The organism is Neorhizobium galegae bv. orientalis str. HAMBI 540, assembly GCF_000731315.1.
Classification (GTDB): domain Bacteria; phylum Pseudomonadota; class Alphaproteobacteria; order Rhizobiales; family Rhizobiaceae; genus Neorhizobium; species Neorhizobium galegae.
Map to the genome: position 1 here is coordinate 1,470,396 of NZ_HG938354.1, position 18,344 is coordinate 1,488,739.

Annotated in this window: 17 protein-coding genes; 4 read left to right on the top strand and 13 right to left on the bottom strand. The window is 61.6% G+C overall.

The window, feature by feature from the left end; genetic code table 11:
* Positions 1-13 precede the first annotated feature (13 nt).
* Positions 14-1,054 carry an SMP-30/gluconolactonase/LRE family protein gene (locus tag RG540_RS29520; protein WP_041365835.1) on the top strand — a complete coding sequence of 347 codons (1,041 nt, stop codon included), beginning with the start codon at positions 14-16 and terminating at the stop codon, positions 1,052-1,054.
* A 156-nt stretch (positions 1,055-1,210) separates the two neighbouring features.
* Here RG540_RS29520 and RG540_RS29525 read toward each other — a convergent pair whose 3' ends face one another.
* From RG540_RS29525 to ehuR, 13 genes are all read right to left on the bottom strand, one after another.
* Positions 1,211-2,032: a hypothetical protein gene (locus RG540_RS29525; RefSeq protein ID WP_041365837.1), complete on the bottom strand. Its 822-nt coding sequence runs from the start codon at positions 2,030-2,032 to the stop codon at positions 1,211-1,213.
* A 31-nt stretch (positions 2,033-2,063) separates the two neighbouring features.
* Positions 2,064-3,062: a polysaccharide pyruvyl transferase family protein gene (locus tag RG540_RS29530; RefSeq protein ID WP_041365840.1), complete on the bottom strand. Its 999-nt coding sequence runs from the start codon at positions 3,060-3,062 to the stop codon at positions 2,064-2,066.
* 40 nt (positions 3,063-3,102) lie between these two features.
* On the bottom strand, positions 3,103-4,584 hold the full coding sequence (locus RG540_RS29535) for a lipopolysaccharide biosynthesis protein (protein ID WP_041365842.1): 1,482 nt from the start codon (positions 4,582-4,584) through the stop codon (positions 3,103-3,105).
* 517 nt (positions 4,585-5,101) lie between these two features.
* Entirely contained in the window at positions 5,102-6,109 is a 1,008-nt protein-coding gene (gene doeB, locus RG540_RS29540; RefSeq protein WP_041365844.1) for a N(2)-acetyl-L-2,4-diaminobutanoate deacetylase DoeB, read from the bottom strand.
* 7 nt (positions 6,110-6,116) lie between these two features.
* Positions 6,117-7,298: an ectoine hydrolase DoeA gene (gene doeA / locus RG540_RS29545; protein ID WP_041365846.1), complete on the bottom strand. Its 1,182-nt coding sequence runs from the start codon at positions 7,296-7,298 to the stop codon at positions 6,117-6,119.
* Between the two features lie 33 nt (positions 7,299-7,331).
* On the bottom strand, positions 7,332-8,324 hold the full coding sequence (eutC, locus tag RG540_RS29550; RefSeq protein WP_041365848.1) for an ectoine utilization protein EutC: 993 nt from the start codon (positions 8,322-8,324) through the stop codon (positions 7,332-7,334).
* Positions 8,321-9,322 (bottom strand): hydroxyectoine utilization dehydratase EutB, encoded by a 1,002-nt coding sequence (gene eutB, locus RG540_RS29555; protein WP_041365850.1) that lies wholly within the window; start codon positions 9,320-9,322, stop codon positions 8,321-8,323. The genes eutC and eutB overlap by 4 nt, the downstream gene beginning before the upstream one ends.
* Positions 9,323-9,326: 4 nt before the next feature.
* Positions 9,327-10,103 (bottom strand): ectoine utilization protein EutA, encoded by a 777-nt coding sequence (gene eutA, locus RG540_RS29560; protein WP_041365852.1) that lies wholly within the window; start codon positions 10,101-10,103, stop codon positions 9,327-9,329.
* A gap of 1 nt (position 10,104) precedes the next feature.
* A complete protein-coding gene (gene ehuD / locus RG540_RS29565; protein WP_041365854.1) occupies positions 10,105-10,764 on the bottom strand; it encodes an ectoine/hydroxyectoine ABC transporter permease subunit EhuD in 660 nt (219 codons plus the stop codon).
* A 2-nt stretch (positions 10,765-10,766) separates the two neighbouring features.
* A complete protein-coding gene (gene ehuC / locus RG540_RS29570; RefSeq protein ID WP_041365856.1) occupies positions 10,767-11,426 on the bottom strand; it encodes an ectoine/hydroxyectoine ABC transporter permease subunit EhuC in 660 nt (219 codons plus the stop codon).
* Positions 11,427-11,532: 106 nt separating this feature from the next.
* Positions 11,533-12,378, bottom strand: coding sequence for an ectoine/hydroxyectoine ABC transporter substrate-binding protein EhuB (gene ehuB / locus RG540_RS29575; protein ID WP_041365858.1), 846 nt, complete (start codon positions 12,376-12,378; stop codon positions 11,533-11,535).
* A 60-nt stretch (positions 12,379-12,438) separates the two neighbouring features.
* Positions 12,439-13,224: an ectoine/hydroxyectoine ABC transporter ATP-binding protein EhuA gene (gene ehuA / locus RG540_RS29580; RefSeq protein ID WP_040125472.1), complete on the bottom strand. Its 786-nt coding sequence runs from the start codon at positions 13,222-13,224 to the stop codon at positions 12,439-12,441.
* A 122-nt stretch (positions 13,225-13,346) separates the two neighbouring features.
* The gene (ehuR, locus tag RG540_RS29585; RefSeq protein WP_041365860.1) at positions 13,347-14,732 is read right to left on the bottom strand and encodes a MocR-like ectoine utilization transcription factor EhuR; all 1,386 of its coding nucleotides are present in this window, start codon (positions 14,730-14,732) and stop codon (positions 13,347-13,349) included.
* A gap of 88 nt (positions 14,733-14,820) precedes the next feature.
* Here ehuR and RG540_RS29590 point away from each other — a divergent pair, with 88 nt between their 5' ends.
* The 3 genes from RG540_RS29590 (at position 14,821) to RG540_RS29600 (ending at position 18,340) form a co-directional block, all read left to right on the top strand.
* Positions 14,821-15,315: an Lrp/AsnC family transcriptional regulator gene (locus RG540_RS29590; RefSeq protein ID WP_041365862.1), complete on the top strand. Its 495-nt coding sequence runs from the start codon at positions 14,821-14,823 to the stop codon at positions 15,313-15,315.
* Between the two features lie 119 nt (positions 15,316-15,434).
* Positions 15,435-16,931, top strand: a complete 1,497-nt coding sequence (locus RG540_RS29595) for an NAD-dependent succinate-semialdehyde dehydrogenase (RefSeq protein WP_041365864.1) — start codon at positions 15,435-15,437, stop codon at positions 16,929-16,931.
* A gap of 29 nt (positions 16,932-16,960) precedes the next feature.
* A complete protein-coding gene (locus RG540_RS29600) occupies positions 16,961-18,340 on the top strand; it encodes an aspartate aminotransferase family protein (RefSeq protein ID WP_041365866.1) in 1,380 nt (459 codons plus the stop codon).
* The last annotated feature ends 4 nt before the right edge of the window (positions 18,341-18,344 follow it).

Genomic DNA, 18,344 nt, shown 5'->3' on the forward strand with positions numbered 1-18,344 from the left:
AAAGGACTTCAACGTGAATTTTTCACGCCGCAACATCATGACGCTTTCAGCGGCCGCCCTGGCAACCACCTTCCCGAAAATGGCATCCGCACAAGCGATCGGCTTTAGGCCGAGCCCGATCTATCCCGATCCGGCTATCCAAATCCTCGATCCGAGCTTTGCGAAATATCGCGTCGCCAGCAGTTCGCTCGAACAAGTCGCAACCGGCGCTCGCTGGCTGGAAGGTCCGGTCTGGTTCGGCGACGGGCGCTATCTGCTTGTCAGCGACATTCCGAACAATCGCGTCATGCGCTATGACGAAGCCAATGAGAGCTGGAGCGTCTACAACGCCAACGCCAATTATGCCAACGGCCACGCCCGCGACCGCCAGGGCCGGCTGCTTTCCTGCGAACATCTGACACGCCGGGTCACCCGCACCGAATATGACGGGTCGATTACCGTGCTCGCGGACAACTACAACGGCAAGAAGCTGAACTCTCCGAACGACATCGTCTGCAAGTCGGACGGCTCCATCTGGTTCACCGACCCGCCCTTCGGCATCGCCGGCGAGTGGGAAGGCGAGAAAGCGACAGCGGAATTGCCCCACTCGGTCTATCGTATATCGCCGGACGGCAAGCTTGGCCTCGTCACCGACGAACTGAAAGGCCCGAACGGCCTCGCTTTTTCGCCGGACGAAAAGAAGCTCTACATCGTTGAAGGCCGCGCATCGCCATTCCGCATAATCTGGAGCTACGATGTCGGCGCAGACGGCGTAAAGCTGTCGAACAAGACGGCATTGGTGACGGCCGACGACAACGGCGGTCTCGATGGCTTCAAGATCGACGTCGATGGCAATCTCTGGTGCGGCTGGGGATCGAACGGCGCTGCAGGCGCCCGGCCTGAGGATCTGAACGGCGTCAAGATATTCAACCCGGCCGGCAAGGCGATCGGCTTCATCAAGCTTCCCGAGCGCTGCCCGAACCTTGTCTTCGGTGGCCCGAAGAAGAACCGCCTCTATATGGCGAGCAGCCACTCGGTCTACGCGATCTACGTGGAAACCCGCGGCGCCGTTTAATCGCCGCGACGAAATCTGAAGCGGCCGGCCGTCAGGTTCCGGCCGCTTTCGCCGCGGCCATCGGTGCGCCACGCTTTCGCCGGCAATCCGCATCGCCGCACCGTAGCCTTCCGATGCTCGTCAGCGGATCCCAAGCTTGGACCGGACGCCGCGATTCTACTCCGTCTTTCCGGCGGAAAGCCCAAAAAACTCTTTTCTGTATCCCGCCGACAGCGGTCGGAGCTTTGTCAAATTCTTGAGAACTCGGACAGGCTGCCTGAGAACGTTTCTGTTCAAGAAATACATATGGATCAGACTGGGAGCCTTGCTGTGCGATCCCTTATGGGCGACACGATAAACTGCACCTCGGAACGGTAGCGCGTTCAAGGGCGTACCGCGTTCGGTCAAAACCGATTCTATGCGGACATGGCTGCCAAGCATGTCCTTGACCCATTGGAGTGAAACGTCTTCCGCCTTGGATGGCAGTCCGTAGAGGTCAGAGCGGATGATCAGCGACGTTCCGCAATAGTGGTTGAACTGGTCGCGGCACAACAGAATGCTGCCGCCGTCGTCCCAGATATAGCCCTTGTCGATCGTCCAGCCGTTCTCGTTCTGGTGCCGGGCGGCGTATTCGGTAATTCGAGCGCTGACAAAATCGTCGTCGTCGACGATCATGAAGAAGCGACAATCGCGGGCCGTGAGCATGCCCGCAAGGACGCGGCGGCCTTTGTCGGCGCGGAATGAATCGAGAAAATCCTCTTCCGTCGCATCGCCGCGCTCGTGGATGTCGTTCGGCGGAAAGTCCACCCATGCCACCGAAAACTTGTCCGGCAGGACCGGAAGATCGGCGCCCCTGTTGGCGACGATCACCCCCCGCCAGTCGGGACTGGTCTGGTTGGCGATGGACGCCACCGTCTGCGTCAGATTTCGCTTCAGGATGCTCCAGTCACGTGCGTTGTCCTGGTGCCTGACGGGAATGATGAAGGTGATAACACTCATGACAGCCTCCAGCCGTTGATCTCAGGCGCGATCATGCCGCGACATCCGCCTGTTCTCTTGCCCATCTGATGCCGTCATCGAGCGAAGTCGCCTTATAGGAAAGATCGGTGCCTCCCGAAAAGGCATTCATGAAACGCCGGATTTTGCCGTAATTGTTGTCGAGCACCGCATGGCGGCGGCCGATGAGAAGCGAGCAGATATGCACATGCAGGCGGTCGGTCACGATGGCCCCGCCACGGGAAATCTGCCGTATGCCACGCTGGAAGCGGTTGTTGGCCGCGGCGTCCAGTTTACGCAGCCGCATTTCGGAAGGGGTGAAATGCAGCAGTGCCGAGGCTGCTCCGAGTGCTTTCGCAACCCGCACCTTCGACCGGCTCTCGGTAATCCAATCCTCCTTCGGGATGTCCGGATAGGCGGAAAAGTCGACGGTTCCGACCTGCTCCTTGTCCTGGCGGAGCATCGCAAGCACGGGAAATTCCGGCGCGGCGGGCTTTATGCTGCCGATGCAGAAGGCCATGTCCGGGCACAGATGGACCTGGCAATCAAAATTTTCCTTGGCGAACTGAAACGATTCCTCATCGCGCACCAGCAGCACGAAATTCCTGTGCTTGCCGATCGCGCGCTTGCTTTGCTCCAGCCGTTCCGGGGACTTGTAGTGAATCGATTGCGGAAACTGGACGATCTGCCGGTCGGGAAACAGCTCCATCACGCGCTCCCGGAAATCCTGGTGAAACACCCAGATATCGCCAAAATTGCCGCCCCCATGGATGAAGATCGGACCGTTCGGGGCTGAAGTTTTAAGTTCATCCGGTGAAAAATCGTCAGTCGTGCAGACGTAGGAAGGCCGCTTTGCGTGCCGCTGCTGCAAATAGGCCATTTCTCCCAGCCAGATCGCGGAATCTCCGCAGTTCCTGATGTCGGGAAAGTCCAGTATCGCTATCGGTTCATCAGGGCGGATGAACTCTTTAAGGCAATCGTGGGTCCTGTCCTGAAGCTTGGTGATCAGTTCGGATTGCTGAACGGGTGACATTATGCCTCTCTTTCAAAAGTTAGAACAACAAGTCCCGCGATCAGGCGTGACTGACTTTGGACAACACCTTGGAAGCGATCTTTCTGACTTCAGTCTCCGGACCATTTGGACGATCCATAACCAGCCAGAGAAAGATGCTGGAGCCGCAATAAAGAACGCCTCCAAGGCAGATAAGGGCGGCAAGTTGTAGAACAAGTCCGGTATGCGTGGCCTCAACTCCCATGTAGCGGTCTGCGAGCGAGACGCCGGCAGCCATGACCGCCGAACTGGCAAGCGCTCTGAAATTTGCCCATAGCTGGGCGGTGACCGAGACATTTATGAAGCGCTTGACGATCACCATGTTCACCAAAGCGCTGAAGAGGCCGGTGAGCACCCGACTGAAGATCAACCCCGGAAGCCCCCAGAACACCAGGCCGATCGTGATCACCGGAATCCGGACGAGAAGCATCTGCGCGTCGCGGATGAACAGGGTCCGGGTTTGCCCCAGCGCCATGCCGAGAGGCTGATTGAGGGATCCCAATGTCTGCAGCGCATAAACTGACGCCAGCGCCTGGATGATGAAAATCACCGGAAGCCATTTTTCACCAAGCACGAGCCTGACCAAGGGATCTGCGATGACAGCCATCCCTATGCCCGCGGGTAACGCGACCGCCGTCAGCAACGCCTGCGTTCGCTGATAGGCTGCGGCGAGACGGGCAGGATCATGGCGGACATTGGCGAAGGCGGGATAGATGGTGGCGGTCAGAGGCGCCGTTGCTTCGCGCGTGGGCGTCATCGCCAGCTGCCCGCCAAGCGAATAATATCCGAGGGCCGAACCCGTCAGCAGCTTGCCGATCAGCAGGTAATCGAAACGCCAATTGAGGGTGTTGACGATCTGCCCGGCGGTAATCCAGATCGAGAACGAAAAGAACTCGCGCATATGGGAAAAGGTGACCCGGGGGCGGAACGGCAGGATAAAATAGGATGCCACAACGTTGGTGATCTGCATCACCAACGTGCCGACCACAAGCGCCCAATAGGTTTGATAAATGACGGCGATGGCGACGGTCGCCACAAATCCGGCAATCTTCTGGGCAACATTGAGAACGAATTCCTGCCAGAAAATCAGCTCCCGCTGGAGCATGATCCGTCGCGGATTGGCGAACCCGTTTATGAGGAGGCTAAGGCTCAGAACAAGAAGGACGCCGAAAAGGCGCGGCTCGTCGTAAATGAGGGAAGCCGGATAGGCGAACGCGGCGAATAAAACGCACAATATCAGACCGCGCGTTGCAGCCAGTGTCCATGCAGCGCTGAAATGAGATTCCCCGGGCGCCTCGTGGCGGATGAGCGCCTCGTTCAGGGAAAGCTCGGTTATCGTCGTCACGATGGCGAGCATCGTTGTCGCAAGCGCAACCAAGCCAAAGTCCGACGGCAAAAGATACCATGCCAGGACGATGGTGCTGAGGGTCGACAACCCGTTGACGATGACCCTCGAGAGCGAGACCCAGAGACTTCCCGTTACCAGGCGATCAGCAATGCTCATGGCCGACCTCTTCGCAACAAATACCGATCGTACGTGAGCGACATCATTCCATAGCTACCCTTTTTCGTGGAGTTTCGGCCTCTTTTCAAGCCGCGAGAAGACTGCGCCGTCTTACCGCAAGCGCGGGTTTGGCGCGCATGATGCGTGAGATCTCCTTGCCGCATTCGAAGGGCGGGCTATCTGCTGGACACTTCGGTCATCGAGTTCTCCATGCAATTTTTCCCCTAGTCGTTTAGCGCGCATTCCCAGTGATTGAACGAGGCGATTGCCTCGTTCAACGGCGCGATCCGGGAGCCATGGCCGAGGCTGAGGACCGCTGACGATCTAGTTGGCGGGAAATGATGTTGGTTTTGTGGTGCTCTTCGCAAGTGCGAAAGAACCTGCGCGCACGGCCGCCGTCCGGGGCGGCATCACCTGCGATTTGCGCGCATCCGGGCTTTGATCCAAGCTCGGAATATATTGGCTCCGCCGCTTTCATAACGAAGCGGCGGAGCAGAAAAGACAGTTTTCGATTACGTCAGCTGACGACGACGGCGATGACGACCACACAGTCGCCGGCCTTGACCAATCCCGGGAAATGCCGGGCGCATAGGATGCCGCCCATCTTCGCGCGGATTTCACGGGGAGCTGCGCCGGTCCGTCCGGTTGGGTAGATGCGGGCCACAATGGCGCCTTCGCCAACCTCCTCTCCAAGATCGAAGACGGGCTCGATCAGTCCGTCTTCCTCGGCGAAGGAAAAGCAATTGCCGTCCGGCATGTCGAGCCAGGTCGTCGGCGTGACTTCCGCGCTGCCCGTGACGATGCCTGCATGGCGCAGCACGTTGATGACGCCGCGCTTGGCGATCCCCGCGCTTTTCGCCGTCGCGGTGCCGCCACCGCCGAGCTCCGTAGTGATAAAGACCTTGCCCATCTCCTCGGCGGCCGTGTCGTACATGCCGACCGCGTCGATCTCGAGCATCTTCATCGAATAGGGCGCCGAAAACGCCTTGACCAGCTCGAATGCGCGGCCTTCCTGATCCTTGTCGGGCAGGATATGGGCCGCACAGAAGGGCAGGAAATCGAGTGTCCTGCCACCGGAGTGAAAGTCGAGGACGACGTCGGCGCGGGGCAGCAGATCGCGCTGGAAGTAGTCGGCGATCTTCTGCGTTACCGTGCTGTCCGGGCGACCGGGAAAGCTGCGGTTCAGGTTGCCCTTGTCGATCGGCGACGTTCGCGTTCCGGCAAGGAATGCCGGGTAATTCATCGCCGGAACGATGATCACCGTGCCGCTGACATCCTCCGCCTTGAGGCTGCGGGCCAGATCGAAGAGCGCAATCGGCCCTTCGTATTCGTCGCCGTGATTGCCGCCGGTCAGGAGCGCCACAGGCCCCTTGCCGTTGCGGATAACCGTAAGCGGGATCATCACCGATCCCCAGGCGGAATCGTCGCGGCTATAGGGCAGCCGCAGGAAACCGTGCTGCACGCCGTCGGCGTCGAAGTCCACCGTCGGGCTGATCGGCGACGGTCGCAAGGCGTTCTCGCTCATCGCAGTCTCAATCCTTGACCATCAGCTTGCGCGGTACGTTGGCGAAGCATTCGACCCCGGTGTCGGTGATGAGGATGCTCTCGGTTGTCTCGAAACCCATGTCCTCGAGCCAGAGGCCGGTCATGAAATGGAAGGTCATGCCAGGCTTCAGCTCGGTGCGGTCGCCTGGGCGCAGGCTCATGGTGCGCTCGCCCCAGTCCGGCGGATAGGATAGTCCGATCGGGTAGCCGGTGCGGTTGTCCTTGGCGATCCCGTATTTCTTGAGCACGGCGAAGAAGGCATTGGCGATATCCTCGCAGGTATTGCCGGGCTTGGCCACAGCAAGGCCTGCCTCCATGCCCTCCAGCGTCGCCTTTTCCGCGTCGAGGAAGGCTTGCGTCGGCTTGCCGAGGAAGACCGTGCGCGACAGCGGCACGTGATAGCGGTTATAGCAGCCGGCGATCTCGAAGAAGGTGCCCTCGCCCCTCTTCATCGGCCGGTCGTCCCAGGTCAGGTGCGGCGCGGAGGCTTCGACACCTGACGGCAAGAGCGGCACGATCGCCGGATAGTCGCCACCGATGCCGTCGACGCCGCGGGTGCCGGCATCGTAGATTTCGGCGACCAGATCGCATTTGCGCATGCCGACCTCGATCTTGTCGAAGATACGGGCATGCATTGCCTCGACGATCCGCGCGGCGTTGCGCATATATTTGATCTCGGTTTCGCTTTTCACCGCACGCTGCCAGTTCACGAGCGCGGTCGCATCCGCGAAACGGGCGTTCGGCAGATGTTTTTGCAGCGAGGCGAAGGCAGCCGCCGAGAACCAGTAATTGTCCATCTCGACGCCGATCGTCAGCGTGCCGAAGCCGCGGTCCGTCAGAATACCGGAGAGATAATCCATCGGGTGGCGCTCAGTCGACTGCACGTAATGATCGGGATAGCCGACGATATTTTCCTGGCTGAGATAAGAAGTCAGCTTGGCACCGTTGGCGTCCTGGCCGCGGCCGAACCAGACCGGTTCGCCGGACGGCGGTACGATGACGGCCTGATGCACATAAAACGACCAGCCATCATAACCCGTCAGCCAGGCCATGTTGGACGGATCGCTGACGATCAGGAGGTCCACCCCCTTCGCCTCCATGGCATGCCGGGTCTTTTCCAGCCGCGCGGCATATTCCCCACGCGAGAATTTAAGATTGGGCTGGGTCATGTTTCTTCCCTTCTTATCCGGCGCAAGGCCAGCTCAGCTTTCGAATGCGGTGCCAGCGCCGGCGGCATCCGCCCGCGCGAAGGCGAGCGTGGCGATGGCAGTATCCTGGATGCCGGTCCCGGTGAGGTCGGCGAGTGTGATCTGTCCTGTGTTTTCGCGTCCGGGGCGGATGCCGGCGATGACTTGCCCAAGTTCGGAAAATTCGGCATCCGGTGAAATGAGCCCGGCCTTGACGGCGTGATGCAGTTCCCCGAGCCGGCGCGTCTGTTTCAGGCTGTCGGCGACGTAGACATCGGCCTTGGCGATGGCTGCCGGGTCGATCTCGTTCTTGTGTTCGGCATCTGAACCCATGGCGGTCACATGCTGGCCGGGCTGGAGCCATTCCGCCTTCAGGATCGGGATTTCCGATGGGGTCGTCGTCACAACGATATCGGCACCGGCGACGGCGATCTCAGGATCGACCTCGGCCCTTACTGTGATGCCGAGCCTGATCGTCAATTCGGCGGCAACGGTTTTGGCTTTCCCGAGGTCGCGCGCCCAGATGCGCGCCTCACGGATCGGCCGGACCAGCGCCAAAGCCTCCAGTTGCAACCGCGCCTGCATGCCTGCGCCAAAAATCGCCGCAACGGCCGAGTTCGGACGCGAAAGATGTTTTGCCGCAACCGCACCCGCCGCGGCCGTCCGGACATCGGTCAGGTAACCGTTGTCGAGCAACAGCGCCTGCACGAGACCCGTGCGGCTGGACAGCAGGACCATCATGCCGTTCGTGCTCGGCAGGCCGATCTTCGGATTGTCGAAGAAGCCGGGGCTGATCTTGATGGCGAAGCCTTCGATGCCCGGCACATAGGCCGTCTTTACATCCACCTCACCGCGATGTTCGGGAATATCGAGGCGCAGGATCGGCGGCATGGCGACCGGCTTGGTGGCAAGCGCATGGAAAGCGTCCTCGACGCAGGCGACCGCTTCGCCGTCGAGCGGAACAAGCTTGCGCAGGTCCTTTTCGGCGAGAATGATTATCCGGCTCATGCGGCGTCCTTTCCATGGATGGCGTCACCGTTGATCACCTGCCGGTGCTGTTCCATGTCGATATTGCGGCCGGAAAGGATAGCGACGATGGCCCCAAGGCTCTTGACCTTTCCGGCAAGCAGCGCCCCGATGCCGACAGCGGCGGCGCCTTCCACCACCTCGCGCTCGACCGAATAGGCATGTGCGATGCCGGCGGCAATTTCCGCTTCGGAGAGCAGGACGACATCGTCAAGAAGATCCCGGCACATCGCGAACGTCACGCGGTTGTCGAGTCCGATGCCACCCCCGAGCGAATCCGCAAGGCTCGCCACTTCCTCGACCAGAACCGGCCTGCCCGCATCCAGGCTCGCCTTCATCGCCGCGCCGCGCTCCATCGTCAGGCCGATGACCCGCGCCCGCGGTCTCAGTCCCTTCACCGCGGCAGCGATGCCGGCGGCAAGCCCGCCTCCGGACAGCGGCACCAGAACGGTCCCGATCTCCGGCACCTGTTCGACGATTTCAAGACCGAGAGTACCCTGCCCCGCCACGATGGCCGGATGATCGAAAGGCGGCACCATGACCAGCCCCTCTTCTGCCACCAGCCTGTCCACCTCTTCCTGCGCTTCGTCCTGCGAACGTCCGATGATGCGCACGCGCGCACCGAGGCGGCGGATTTCCGCGACCTTGTTTTCCGGCACCAGCGACGACATGCAGATGGTTGCGACGGCACCTTCCGCTGACGCCGCAATGGCGAGCGCCCGCCCGTGATTGCCTGTGGAGGCCGCCACCACACCGCGCGCCCGCTCCTCGCGCGTCAGCGAAAGGATGGCGTTCGTCGCACCACGCAGCTTGAAGCTGCCGGTGGCCTGATGGTGTTCGAGCTTCAGATGGACCGGTACGCCCATCCGCTCGCTCAGAACGACCGATGCCACCATCGGCGTCCGGCACACGCGGCCATCGATGCGGATCGCGGCGGAAAGGATATCGTCAAGTTGAACCGGCAAGGTCTTCCCGCTCATGGTCTCAGCCTTCCGGATAGGGCTTGGTCATCAGCGTGCCCAGTTCGGGACGCGATGCCGTTTCCCCGCAGAGCCGCAGGCAGGCCCAGCCGGTGGCGAGGTTGCTGCTGACGACAGGCCTGCCAGTCTCGGCTTCGATACGGGCGACGACCTGGGCGGCGCGCACCGCCGTACAGGAGATGAAAAGCGCCTGCGATTCCGGTGCGATTGCATCGCGGGCAAGCGAAACGATCTCATCCGGCGCAATGCGCGCCATTTCGCGGTCGTCGTCGAAACCCAGGCAGGTAAACCTGTCGATCGTGAAGCCGAGGCCGGCGAAATAATCGGCCATCGGCCGGCTCGTCTCCACGGCATAGGGCGTCAGGATCGAAATTCGGCTTGCACCGATAGCCCGCAGGCCTTTTACGGCCGCAGCCGTCGGCGTCACCACGGGAACGCCCGGCTTGGCGGCGCGGATCGCCTCCTCGATACGGGCATCGCCGATGACCACGGAGGCGGACGTGCAGGAATACATGACCGCATCCAGCGTCTCGCCCGGCAAGATCAACGAGGCGCCTTCAGTCAGCACCGGCTGCATCCTGATGAGATTTTCAGGCGTCGTCGGATTGGCATAAGGGATGCGGTTGACATAGACGCCGATGCGATCGCTCGCGACCATGCGCTGGAAGTCGACCTCCGTCGTATGGTCGGTGGCCAGGATCACCAGACCGATGCGTTTCTGAAGCGGGCGATCGTCCAGTCGCGGTTTCCGGCCGGCGAGGCTTATCTCAGCGCAAGTCATCTCAGTCGTCCATCCTGGCATAACGTTCCTCCAGCCAGCGCAGCCCCAGGACCGAGATCAGGCTGACCACGAGGAAGAAAACGCCGACGAGCGTCATCGGCTCGATATAGCGATAGTTGCTGTTGGCGATGCTCTTTGCCTGGTTCATCAGCTCCAGCACGGTGATGGCCGAGAGCAGCGGCGTTTCCTTGAACATCGCGATGAAATAGTTGGCGAGCGCCGGGATCATCGGCGGCACGGCCTGCGGCAGGATGACGTGGATCCACGCCTGCCTTGTCGTGAGATTGGTCGCCTTTGCCGCTTCCCACTGGCCGCGTGGCACGTTCTCGATGCCGGCGCGGTAGACCTCGGCGGTATAGGTGGCGTAGTGGACGCCGATGCCGATGACGCCGGCGACCAGCGGCGACAGGCGGATTCCGATATCCGGCAGCACGTAGAAAATGAAATAGAGCTGCACGAGAAGCGGCGTGCCGCGGATGAATTCCGAAACGAAGCCGACCGTGCGCGAGACGGCGGTGATCGGCGAGCGGCGCACGATGGCAAGAGCCAGACCGATCACCGCCGCCACGGCCGCACCGAGGACGGTCGCCAGGAGGGTGATCTTGAACCCTTCGAGAAGGGTCGGCATGATCTGCCAGACGAAGTCCCAATCCCACTCCATGGTCAGGTCCTCACGCCGTCGAGGCTGCGCGTCACCCGCCGCTCCAGCCAGCGCATCACTGTGGAAATCGCCCAGGCCATGACGAAGTAGAGAAAGAGGATCGTCGCGAACGGAATGAGCGTATTGCCGGTCTGGGCACGGACGACTTGCGCCTGGAAGGTGAGGTCCGTCAGCGAGATCAGCGACACCACGGCCGTGCCCTTCAAAAGCTCGATGGCGTTGTTGCAGAAGGTGGGCAGCATCAGCGGCAGCGCCTGCGGCAGGATGACATGGCGCATTCGCTGAAAACGGGAGAGATTAAGGGCGATGCAGGCCTCGGTCTGCTCTCGCCCGACCGCCTTGACGGCACCGCGCACAACTTCTGCCCCGTAAGCCCCGACATTGAGCCCCAAAGCCAGAACGCCCGCCTGAAGCGGCGTGAGGGTGAGGCCCGCGAAAGGAAGGACGAAATAGACCCAGAAGAGCTGGACGAAGATCGAGGTGCCCCGGAAGAACTCGATATAGGTCGTCGCAAGCGCCCGCACGGCAAAGAAGCGCGAAAGCCGCCCGAGGCCGGCCAGGAAAGCCATCACCAGCGCCAGAGCCGAGCCCATGACGGTCAGCTGCAGCGTTACCAGCGCGCCCTCGAGGATCAGCGTCAAATAGCCGGACCAGACCGACATCAGCGGAAACTTCCCATCATCCGAGACAGTGCAGAGACGGCCCAAGGCCATCGCGATCGGTGGCGGAACGGCACATGAGCCGCTCCGTCCACCTCAGTTCGGCCGTTTACTGGGCGGCCGTGCATTGCTTGTCGCGAGTGGTCGACATGGCGGCCTTGGCGGAGAAGCCATAGGGTTCGATGAGCTTGGCGAACTCACCCGATTCCTTCAGCTTTTTGAGCTCCCCATCAAACGCATCGCGGAGGGCCACGTCCTGCTTTCGGAAGGCCGCGCCATCGCAATAGACCGGCGCGCCGACCACCGGTGCGACGACTTCGAGATTCGGATCCTTCGCCTTGTCCAGGAGGTCGTGGATTGACAGGACCGGAAGAGAATAGACGTCGATGCGGCCATCCTGGAGCATCTTGATGCCGCTCTGCCCATCCGGCACGACGATGACGCGCTCACGCGGCACGCCAGCCTGCAGGGCCAGCTTCTCCTCGGTGCCGCCACCCGGGGCGCCGATCTTGGCGTTGGTATTGTTGGCAATGTCCTTGTAGCTCGTCAGCTTCAGCGGGTTGCCTTTCCTGAGGGCGAAAGCTTCCGCGTCGCAAAGGATCGGCTCGGAATAGGCCACCGCGTTGCAGCGTTCCGGCTTCATGAACAGGCCTGCGGTGATCGCATCGTGGCGGCCGGCCTGCAGGCCCGGGATCATCGCACCATATTCGGAGATCGAAGCCACCACCTCCTTGATGCCGAGACGCTCGAAGATGACGCGGGCAACGTCGGGAGCGGCACCGGAAACCTTGCCGTCGGCGCCGACCGCCGTATAGGGCGGCTCGTTGGCGATGGCGATGCGGGCAAAGCCCTGTTCCTTCAACTGCTTCAGGTCCGCTGCGGATGCAGAAATGCCGCCCCCGATGGCGGCGAGGACCGAAATGCTGACGGCCGATGCTAAAATTCTCGTTTTCATTGTTCCCTACTCCTCTGGTTTTTTCCCGATGTCTTCGGGCTGTATCGCTGTCTTTGGCGGTCAGACGCGGTGGCCTGCCGCTATGATCTTGCGCAGGAAGGTCTGGGTGCGCTCCTGCTTGGGGTTCCGGAAAATCTCATCCGGTCCGCCCTCCTCGACGATCTTACCGCGATCGAAAAACAACACGCGGTCTGCGAAATCATGGGCAAAACCCATCTCGTGTGTCACCAGCAGCATGGTCATGTCGGTCTCGGCCGCGAGCCGCCGCATGACATTCAGCACCTCCTCGACGAGTTCCGGATCGAGTGCGGATGTCACTTCGTCGAACAGCATGATCTTCGGAGAGAGCGCGAGCGCCCGGGCGATCGCGACACGCTGTTTCTGGCCGCCGGAAAGCTGTGCCGGCACCGCCTTTGCCTTGTCCGCCATGCCGACCATATCCAGCAGATCCATGGCCCGCTTTTCGGCATCGGCACGTGTCGCACCCTGGGTGAGCATCGGCGCGAGCGTGACATTGTCGAGGACGCATTTGTGCGGAAACAGATTGAAGTGCTGGAAGACCATGCCGATCTTCTTGCGCATGCGGTGCAGATGGCGCTCGTCTGCAGCAACCAGATCGGCGCCCTTTTTCATGTGATAAAGCTGCTCGCCGTCGACCTCGATATGGCCGCCGCTGATCGATTCCAGCGTCATCAGAATACGCAGGATCGTCGTCTTGCCCGAGCCGGAAGGGCCGATCAGCGCCAGCTTCTCGCCCGGCATCACATTCATCGACAAACCATCGAGAACGGTCAGTGGGCCGTATCTCTTGACGATGCTGTCGATGCGGATGATGGGCGATGGCATTCATGTCTCTCCCTGTTGAGACAAGCAATGCGTCAACGATGACCGCCTCACGAAATCATGTCAATTCGGAAAATAATATCATGACAATATTTCTCCGCCTGCACAAACGGCAGGCGCTTGCATCAAATCGCAAGCAGCAGCTCTTCGGGGTTTCCCTGCGCCAGCGAGGCGACGATTGCGAGCCCGGTGCGCAACTCGCTTTCCGTTGTCGACCCCAGCGAGATGCGCAGGGCCGGCGTCCATCCCTGATCCGTCGTATGGAACGACTTGCCCGGTGCAATGCCTACGCCGCGTAGCCGCGCCTGCGCCACGAAGGCATCTTCGGTGTGACTGCCGGAAAGCGGCAGCCAAACGTGCAGGCTCTGTGGATGCGCTCGGTAGGACAGACCCGCCAGCGTCTCGGCGGCGATGGCATGACGACTGACGAGGGCGCGACGCTGCCAGTTGACGAGTTCCATGGCGGTGCCGTCGCTGACCCAGCGGGTGGCGATCTCGGCCATTGCGGGCGTTGCCATCCAGTTGGAGACCAGATGCCGGTTGGCAACCGCCGCGACATATCGGTCGGGCGCGACGAGATAACCGATCCGCAGGCCAGGAACGGTGATTTTCGTGAAGCTCGTCACGTAGAGCGTCCGTTCCGGAGCGAAGGCAGCCATCGGCGGCGCACGGCCCTCCACCATAGGCCCGAGGACGTCGTTTTCGATGATCGCTATGTCATGCTTGGCGGCCACGGCTGCAAGTGCCTCGCGGCGACCGGCGCTCATCAGAGCCGCCATGGGATTGATGACGGATGGCTGCAGGAAGATCGCCCGGATCGGACCTTTGCGGCAGGCCTCGTCGAGCGCCTCGGGGATCATGCCCTCCTCATCGATCGCCAGCCCTTCCAGATGCAGGCCGAGATAGGTGGAAAGCGGAACGAGGGTATGATGGCTGACCACTTCCGTGGCGACGGTCGAGCCGGGCGGTGCGACGCTCATCAGGGCCACCGTCATTCCCGATGTTGCGCCGTTGGTCACGCTGACATTCAGCGGTGAGACATCCAGACCGCAGCGTGCAAGCCATTCGGTCGCGATCGCCCGATGGCGGGGGAACACCATATTCGGCCGGAACGACAGGGCCGAACTCGCCGGCAGGTTTTCAGAAAGCCAGGCGAAGGCCTGCCGGAATTTATCAACATGGATCTGCTCGCAGACCGGCTTCAGGATCGAAAGGTCGATGACCTCACCCAGCCGTTCAGGCAGGTAAGGCGGTTCGGGCTCCCGCGCCTGCGTCTGCACGAAGCTGCCTCGCCCGATTTCGCCGGAAATCAGCCCCCGGCGGATAAGATCGTCATAGGCGCGACTGACCGTCTGGACCGACAGGCCGAGATCATCCGCCATGCGGCGGTGGGTCGGCAGCTTGGTCCCGTTGACGAGCTTTCCTTCCTGGACGGCGCGGGCGATCTGCTCGGCGAGCGAAAGATAGGCCGGTCGGCGGAGCTGAGAGGGATCGGGGCGCCAATTTGTCATGATTTTACTGTGCTTAAAATCAGTTCAATTGACAATGGCAAAACGAATTTTCATTGTCTTCCTCAACAACCGCACGACAGGAAACCATATGAAACTCGACGCCATCGATCTGCGCATTCTCGAGGCGGTCCAGGGTGATGGCCGGATCACCAAGCTCGCGCTCGCCGAAAAGGTCGGCCTTTCGCCGACGCCCTGCTGGATGCGTCTTCGGAAGCTGGAAAAAGCAGGCATCATCGCCGGCTATCATGCCCGGCTTGTGCCAAGGAAGATCGCGCCGATCGCCAGCGTCATGGTGGAGATCACGCTCGCCAACCATCGCCAGGGCGACTTCGATCGTTTCGAACGCGCCGTCGCAGCTATCCCTGAGATCACCGCCTGCTGGTCGGTCGGCGGCGGCGTCGATTATATCGCCAAGATCGTGGCCCTCGATATCGACGCCTATCAACGCCTGATCGACGGCCTGCTCGATCGCGAACTCGGTATCGAACGTTATTTCACCTATATCGTCACCAAGACGGTGAAGGAGGAAACGGGCGTGCCCGTTACCGCCCTGTTCGAGGCGGATATCGACCAACGGTCGTAGACAATCTCTCCGCAAGACCCGGCCGGTTTAGACCATCTCTCTCTTTTCCCCCTCGCGAATGGACAATCTCTCGCATCGGCAAGGCGATACTGGCGCCACGACCGAACGAGGATCTGGCCATGACTGCAATTTTTGCACGCCCCGCCTATCACGAGGCCCTGACACGGCTCGCCGACCGCCACCTGCTGCGCGACCTTGCCTATGTGGATGGGCGCTGGGTTGCCGGCGCCGACGGCCAAAGCTTCCAGGTCACCGACCCCGCTTCCTCCGCAACACTCGCGTGGGTCGCGAGTCTTAGCGCCGAGGAAACCGATGCAGCGATCGATGCTGCCGCGACCGCCTTTCCCGTCTGGCGGGCGAAGTTACCGCAAGAGCGGGCCGCAATCCTGAAGGAATGGCATCGGCTGATGCTCGAAGCCAGGGAGGATCTGGCTCTCTTGATGACGCTGGAGCAGGGCAAGCCGCTTGCCGAGTCCCGGGGGGAGATCGACTACGCTGCCTCCTTTGTCGAGTGGTATGCCGAGGAAGGCAAACGGGTTAACGCCGAGAGCGTCACCAGCCATCTTGCGGGCGCCGAAATGATCGTCCGGCGGGAGGCGCTCGGCGTTGCCGGCATCGTCACGCCCTGGAACTTTCCCTCCGCCATGGTCACCCGCAAGGCGGCTGCGGCACTCGCCGCCGGCTGCACGGTCGTCGCGCACCCGTCTTCCGAAACACCGCTTTCGGCGCTGGCGCTGGCCGAGCTCGCCGAACGCGCCGGAATGCCGGCGGGCGTGTTCAACGTCGTGACCGGCGATGCCGCCACCATCGTCGGCCGGCTCTGCGACGATGCGCGGGTGCGGGCGATGAGCTTTACCGGCTCCACCGAGATCGGCCGCCTGATCGCCGCACAATGTGCGCCGACGATGAAGCGGCTGGTGATGGAACTCGGTGGCCATGCGCCGCTGATCGTGTTCGACGACGCCGACATCGATCGCGCCGCCGAGATCGCGGTCACCGCCAAATTCGCGACCTCCGGCCAGGACTGCCTCGCAGCCAACCGGATTTTTGTCCAGCGATCCATATTCGAGGCCTTCAACGCGGCTTTTGCCAAACGGATCGCCGCCCTGACGGTCGGCAACGGATTGGCTGATGGCGTCGACATCGGACCGCTGATGCACGAACGAGCCGTAATGAAGGTCGAGGCACAGGTGAAGGATGCGCTCGACAAGGGCGCCAGGCTGCTTGCCGGCGGCAAGCGCCACAGGGCCGGTTCGCTTTTCTTCGAGCCGACACTCATCACCAACGTACCGGCCGATGCGGTCATCATGCGCGAGGAGACCTTCGGGCCGGTTGCCGCCGTCGCCGTCTTCGACACGGAAGACGAGGTCGTCGCCCGCGCCAACGACACCGAATACGGGCTTGTCGCCTATGTGGTCACTGAAAACGGCGCCCGGCAGATGCGCCTCGGGCGGGCGCTCGAATATGGAATGGTGGCGATCAACCGCGTGAAGATCACCGGCGGGCCTGTTCCTTTCGGCGGCTGGAAACAATCCGGCCTCGGACGCGAGGGCTCCCGCCACGGCGTCGAGGCCTTCACGGAACTCAAATACCTCTGCATCGACACCGCCGGCTGACCGATCCCACAACCTTGAAGGAAAAGCCAATGCTCGAAAGAAACAACGAACTCACCGCCTGGGACCGCGATCATTTCTTCCATCCGTCGACCCATATGGGCATGCATGCGCGCGGCGAAACGCCGACGCGCGTAATCGGCAGCGGCGAAGGCGTCTACATCACCGACCGCGACGGACGCACCAGCCTCGATGCCTTCGCCGGTCTCTACTGCGTCAATGTCGGCTACGGCCGACAGAAAATCGCCGATGCAATCGCCGAACAGGCCCGAAACCTGGCCTATTACCATGCCTATGTCGGGCACGGCACGGAAGCGTCGATCACGCTTTCCAAGATGATCATTGACCGAGCGCCGGAGGGCATGTCCAGGGTCTATTTCGGTCTTTCCGGCTCCGATGCCAACGAGACCAACATCAAGCTGATCTGGTATTACAACAATGTCCTCGGGAGGCCGGAAAAGAAGAAGATCATCTCGCGCTGGCGCGGCTATCACGGCTCTGGCGTCATGACCGGCAGTCTCACCGGCCTCGAGCTCTTCCACAAGGCCTTCGACCTGCCGCGCGTGCCGATCCTGCATACCGAAGCGCCGTATTATTTCCGCCGCCCGGACCGCTCGATGAGCGAGGAACAGTTCTCGCAATATTGTGCCGACAAGCTGGAGGAGATGATCCTTTCGGAAGGCCCGGAGACGATCGCAGCCTTCATCGGCGAGCCCATCCTCGGCACCGGCGGCATCGTACCGCCGCCCAGGGGCTATTGGGAAAAGATCCAGGCAGTACTCCAGAAATACGACATCCTGCTCGTCGCCGACGAGGTGGTGACCGGCTTCGGCCGCCTCGGCACGATGTTCGGCTCCGACCATTACGGCATGAAGCCGGATCTCATCACCATCGCCAAAGGCCTGACCTCCGCCTATGCACCGCTGTCCGGCACGATCGTCTCCGACCGGTTCTGGCAGGTCCTGGTGCAGGGTTCGGACCAGCTCGGCGCGATCGGCCATGGTTGGACCTATTCCTCGCACCCGATCTGCGCGGCGGCCGGCGTCGCCAACCTCGAACTGATCGACGAGATGGGATTGGTGCAGAATGCTGCCGAGACCGGAGCCTATTTCCGCTCCGAACTGGCCAAGGCCGTTGCCGGCCACGAGCATGTCGGCGACGTCCGCGGCGATGGCCTTATGGCAGCTGTGGAATTCGTGGAGGACAGGGACGATCGCAAGTTCTTCGATCCTTCCCGGAAGATCGGCCCACAAATCGCAGCAGCGCTTCTGGAACGCGGCGTCATCGGCCGCGCCATGCCCCAGGGCGACATTCTCGGTTTTGCGCCGCCGCTTTGCCTCACCCGCGAGGAAGCGGATATCGTCGTCAAGGCGACGGCCGAGGCGATCGACGGTGTCTTCGCCAACCGCTGACGGG